The sequence below is a fragment of the Synechococcus sp. J7-Johnson genome (assembly GCF_024345795.1).
Lineage (GTDB): Bacteria > Cyanobacteriota > Cyanobacteriia > PCC-6307 > Cyanobiaceae > Regnicoccus_A.
In genome coordinates, this window is record NZ_JAGQBU010000063.1 from 1 (window position 1) to 5,564 (window position 5,564).

Annotated in this window: 4 protein-coding genes; all 4 read right to left on the reverse strand. The window is 60.5% G+C overall.

The window, feature by feature from the left end:
• Window positions 1-136 precede the first annotated feature (136 nt).
• The 4 genes from KBY93_RS15890 to KBY93_RS15905 all read right to left on the reverse strand — a co-directional run bounded on the left by KBY93_RS15890 (window position 137) and on the right by KBY93_RS15905 (window position 5,453).
• Window positions 137-370, reverse strand: a complete 234-nt coding sequence (locus tag KBY93_RS15890; protein WP_255095390.1) for a DUF305 domain-containing protein — start codon at window positions 368-370, stop codon at window positions 137-139.
• Between the two features lie 336 nt (window positions 371-706).
• Window positions 707-3,433, reverse strand: a complete 2,727-nt coding sequence (gene mgtA / locus KBY93_RS15895) for a magnesium-translocating P-type ATPase (protein ID WP_255095391.1) — start codon at window positions 3,431-3,433, stop codon at window positions 707-709.
• Between the two features lie 72 nt (window positions 3,434-3,505).
• Entirely contained in the window at window positions 3,506-4,414 is a 909-nt protein-coding gene (locus KBY93_RS15900; RefSeq protein ID WP_255095392.1) for a cation diffusion facilitator family transporter, read from the reverse strand.
• Between the two features lie 163 nt (window positions 4,415-4,577).
• Window positions 4,578-5,453, reverse strand: a complete 876-nt coding sequence (locus KBY93_RS15905; protein WP_255095393.1) for a DUF475 domain-containing protein — start codon at window positions 5,451-5,453, stop codon at window positions 4,578-4,580.
• Between the last annotated feature and the right edge of the window lie 111 nt (window positions 5,454-5,564).

Consider the following 5,564-nt stretch of genomic DNA (forward strand, 5'->3'; position numbering starts at 1 on the left):
TCGGTACATGTGCGGCTGTGATCAGTAGCAGCAATCCACGATTGCCGCATTCCTGGCCAGTCTACCGGCTATCAACCGCTGAGACCAGTTGCGGCACAATCGATCTGGCTTTTTCAGGAGTCCCTATCTAGTCTCCCTATTTTGCTGGATACCAGCTGCGGTACCACTGCCTCATCTGCTCAATTTCCTCGCTCTGCACCTTCACCATGGCCTGTTGCATGGCTCTCAGCTCCGGATGCTGGTTATTGGTCTGGGCCATCGAGGCCATCATCACGCCCATGCGGTGGTGGGGAATCATCTGCTCGATGAAGGCGCGATCGAAATCAGGGGCGTTCTTCAGCCACTCGAAATCGGTGCCCATCATCCCCATGACCCATCCCGTTGCCCTCCTCCCCAGCTATGGGCAAGTCTGGAGCTGTTGAGGAGCAGTGTCAGGGCGCAGACTCCTCCTGCCGCCAGCTGAAGAACCATGGCGGATCGCTTCCCTGGGGCGCGATGGTGGACCTGGGCCATGGATCCGGCCTCCAAGGCTGCGGGTGTCTTGATCTCCACCCTGGCCACTACGGCATGGTCCGAGGGGCCTTCGGGGGATTGCTTCACGGATCCACCGCACTGCCACCCTGCGCCATATAAAGCATCAAGTCCTCGAATGGCGGAAGGACAGAAGTAGATGCCAACCAGTCCACCAGTTGACGATGTTGTTGTATCAGCTATAGCCAAATCGGCGTACGTACCAAGTCTTCACCAGCTGGGTGAGAAGGCAATAGCAGAGCAGGATGGCTGCCAGCCAGGCATAATAAACGAGGGGCAGATGCACCATCCCCAGCGCTGAACCGATCGTTGTATAGGGAATCGCGATGCCGCATGCCATCACCACTATGGTGACTAAGGCCATCAGGGGCGCCGGATTGCTTTGCAGGAAGGGGATATGAGCCGTGCGAATGATGTACACGATCAGCGTCTGGGTCATCAGACTTTCGACGAACCAGCCCGTTTGGAACAAGGCTTGACTCTCAACCGTGTTGGCGGAAAAGACAAACCACATCAGGGCGAAAGTAGCATAGTCGAACAGTGAGCTGACCGGGCCGATGAACACCATGAAGCTCCTGATATCGTTCAACCTCCACTTGCGTGGATCCTTAAGATAGTCCGGATCAACGTGATCAAAAGGGATGCCGGTCTGAGAGAAGTCGTAGAGAAGGTTGTTCAGTAGGATCTGCACTGGCAGCATCGGTAGAAATGGCAGCACGATGCTTGCCCCCAGCATGCTGAACATGTTGCCGAATGCCGAGCTGGTTCCCATCTTGATGTACTTGGCAATGTTGCCAAAGGTGCGGCGCCCTTCCATCACGCCAGCATTCAGCACCAATAAGCTCTTTTCCAGCAGCACGATGTCGGCCGATTCCTTGGCAATATCAACCGCAGTATCAACCGAGATTCCGATGTCAGCCTCTCGCAAGGCGGCAGCGTCATTGATGCCGTCGCCCATGAACCCGACGACATGGCCACGGTTGCGCAGCAGCTTGATGATCCGTGATTTCTGTAGCGGCGAGAGCTTGGCGAAGATCGTCGTCGACTCCACCCGTTCTCCCAGCCTGGCATCGTCCATGGCCTCGATCTCCTGCCCTAATAGAACTTCCTCCACGGCCAGACCCACGTCCTTGCAGGTTTTCCGGGCGATGACCGGGTTGTCGCCAGTTAGCACCTTCACGGCCACCCCATCATGGTTCAGATCGCGAATCGCCTGCGCGGCCGAATCCTTGGGAGGATCAAGGAAAGCGATCAGCCCCACGAAGGTGAGATCACACTCATCAGTGAGAGCGTATGGTCCCTGTTGGAGAGGAACTTCCTTGTAGGCAACAGCGATCACCCGCAGGCCATCGTTGTTCAAATCCTCGCTCAACTTCAGCACCTGCTCGTGAATGTCCTTCTCCAACGGTTGGATGACTGGCCCATCTTTGAGGTTGCTGCACACGGCGAGGATCTCCTCCACAGCTCCCTTTGAGATCAGCTCGTGGTGGTGGTTCTCCTCCTCTACCACCACCGACATGCGGCGCCGCTGAAAGTCGAACGGGATCTCATCGATCTTGGCGAAGTTCTTCTCCACCTTTAACGCTTTGTGGAGTTCGATGTGCTCAAGGACTGCCACATCAAGAAGGCTCTTGAGTCCCGTCTGGTGAAAGCTGTTGAGATAGGCCAGCTCCAACGCTTCCTCACATTCCCTGCCGCGATAATCGAGGTGCTTTTCGAGCACGATCCGGTCCTGTGTGAGGGTGCCGGTTTTGTCTGTGCAGAGGATGTTCATCGCACCGAGATTCTGGATCGAGTCGATGTTCTTGACGATCACCTTCTGCTTCGCCATTGCGATGGCGCCTCGTGAGAGGTTGGCAGTCACGATCATCGGCAGCATCTCCGGCGTCAGCCCAACGGCCACAGAAAGCGCGAAGAAGAAAGCTTCGCCCCAGTTGCCCTTGCTGATGCCGTTGATCAGGAACACAGCCGGTGCCATCACTGCCATGAAGCGCAGCAGAAGCATGCTCACCTCGCTGATGCCCCGATCGAAGCTGGTACGGCTGCGAACACCCGTCACCGTCTTGGCCAGCGTTCCCAGGCAAGTGCGCTCTCCGGTCTCGACCACCACTGCCGTCGCGGATCCGCTGATCACGTTGGTACCCAGGAAGCAGAGGTTCTCCAGCTCCAGTGGTTCTCTGATCTCCATCTGGCGGGGAGACAGCACACTGTGCTTCTCCACCGGCAACGATTCACCGGTGAGGGCGGCCTGGCTGACGAACAGGTCCTTGGAACGCAGCACCCGCACATCGGCGGGGATCATGTCCCCAGCAGCCAGGATCACCACATCACCGGGCACGAGCCTGTCGATCGGGACCTCCAGCTGACCAGCCACATCCACGGCCAGGTGCAGGCCAAGGTCGGCCGCCAGGCCAAGGGTGATGTCCTTACGGGCATCGTGCCGTTTCACTGTTGCGGTGGTGTGAACCATCAGGCGCAGGGATTCAGCGGCCCGCAGTGATCGGTACTCCTGCGAAAAGCGCAGAAGCACGCTGAACAGGATCATGGTGGTGATGATCATCGCTGCCTTGATATCCCCGGTCAGCAGGGAAAGGGCCGCCAGGGAAGCCAGGAGGATCACCAGCGGATTCCTGAACGTCTTGAACAGCTGCACCGCCCAGGAGACGGGTTTCTCATGGGCGATCTGATTTGGCCCGACCTTGGCCAGGCGGAGTTCTGATTGCAGAGCGCTCAGCCCTTCTGCGCTGGTATTCAACCGGGCGAGCAGTTCATCGGTGCTTTCCCTGGCCGCGAGCAGCAGTTGCTCGTTGGCCGATTCAGCCTGGAGTTCCTCCTGCGGCAGTGCACCTGGAGACACAGCCGCAAGGGTGTTCTCGACAGGCCAGCGGAGTCGAATCGCCATGGTCTGCCGGTCCGGTCTTGAACGCTACCCGCTGCTGTGATGGTCGGCTGCAGAAAGGAAGCCTGTGAGCGCTCAACCCTCCTCCCAGCGAAATCCCTGGTCATCCCAGGACTTTGGATCCTCGATCGGCTCGAGGTGGGTGAGCACATGGGTGCGGGTCAGGGCCGCGGCGACTTCCCCTTCGAGCTGGTCGCAGAGGTCATGGCCGGCCTGCACCGTCCAGCGGCCAGGCACCATCACGTGAAAGGCGACGAACCGGCGCGAACCGGCCACCCGGGTGCGCAGGGCATGGAAGCGGATGTCATCCGTTTCATGGGAAGCGAGCAGGGCCTCCAGCATCTCTTGCTCTTCCTCCGGCAACGAACGATCCAGCAGGCCGGAGGCCGTTTCGTGGAGCAGCTTCCAGCCGGTAATGACGATATTCAGCGCCACCGCGATCGCGATCAGAGGGTCGAGAATCGTCAGCCCGGTGACCTTCACCAGGCCGATGCCCAGCACCACACCGAACGAGGTCCAGACGTCGGTGAGCAGATGGTGGGCGTCGGCGCGCAGGGTGATCGAGTGGAAGCGGCGGGAGGCCCGCAGCAGCACCCAGGCCACCAGAGCGTTGATCGCCGTGGCCACGAGTGAGAGGGCCAGACCGATTCCAAGTTGTTCAAGCGGCTGTGGCTGCTGCAGTCGGCCGACGGCTGCATAAATGATCGCCAGGGCTGCCAGCACGATCAGCACGCTCTCCAGGCCACTGGAGAAATATTCGGCCTTGAAATGACCGTAGTGGTGTTTACGGTCGGCCGGTTTTGCGGCAAGCGTGAGCGCCCAGAAGGCCCCAAGTGCCGCCACCAGATTCACACCGGATTCCATGGCATCGGAGAGCAGCCCCACCGAACCGGTGAGCCGCCATGCCAGCGTCTTAAGGACGATCGTGGCCACCGCAGCGGCCACCGAAAGCAACATGAAGGAGCGGGAGGATTCCAAGACCATGGGAGAACGGGGGTATCCGAAGGATGGAACCGTTGGCGTTGATGCTCTGGGGCCCAGAAGGGTGAGTCAAACCCGGCCCGCACGCCACATGCTCGGCCCATGACCTGCCGCAGGGCGAACTGGCCAGGCGAAGGCGAGCGCTCAGGGGCTGAGGCTTCCCGCCTCAGGGTGAGTGACGAGGGAATCCACGTTGCCGAAGGGAATCGGCCAGCGAAAGGAGAAGTAGCACGATGCCGATGAGGCCGGTGACCCATTCGGGAAGATGCAGATGGTGCTGCCCCAGCACGATGCCGGACAGCATCAGCAGCCCCAGGGCACCGATGGCGTAGTGGGCGCCATGCTCCAGGTACACCAGCTGATCCAGTGCCTTCTCGCGGCTGAGCATCAGGGTGAGGGACCGGATGAACAGGGCACCCAGCCCCAGGCCGGTGAGGATCAACCCCAGGTTCTGGGTGATGGCGAAGGCCCCGATGGTGCCGTCCAGACTGAAGGAGGCATCGAGAAGCTCCAGGTACAGCAGGCTGGCCAGCCCGCCACCGGCTGCCAGCCTGGCCCCAGCCTGTTCCTCATCCCCGAAGGCTTGCGCCAATGACGTGCTGAGCAACTGCAGCACCAAGCCGATCACGCCGCTGATCATCACCTCGGCCCGCAATTCGGCCGGGAGCATGGCGGCAAGGATGAGCAGCAGACTCAGGGCCAGGGCCACCTCGAGCGCTTCGATACGACCAGCTGCGCTGAGACGGCGCTCCAGCGGCCGGACCCAGTGCAGGGTCTTGGCCTCATCAAAGAAGTAGCGCAGGAACACCATCAGCAGGAACATGCCGCCAAAGGCCAGGATCCGGGGTTCAGCCAGCTCCAGCAGAGCGCGGTATCGGGCGGGCTGGCGTAGCGCCGCCTCGAGGGCTTCCCCAATGCCGACCCCGCCTGCCAGGGAGACCATCACCAACGGGCCGGCGAAACGCACGCCAAACACAGGAATCACCAGGCCCCAGGTGAGGAAGAAACGCTGCTGTCCTGGTGTGAGCCAGGGCTGATTCAAAGTGTGTCACAGGCGCACTGGCCTGAGCTGCCGGCATGGGGTTCGCTCGGTGGTATCGCCTCCTTCCTGTGCCCGAAACCGCCGCTGCCGCAACTGATCTGGATCTGATCA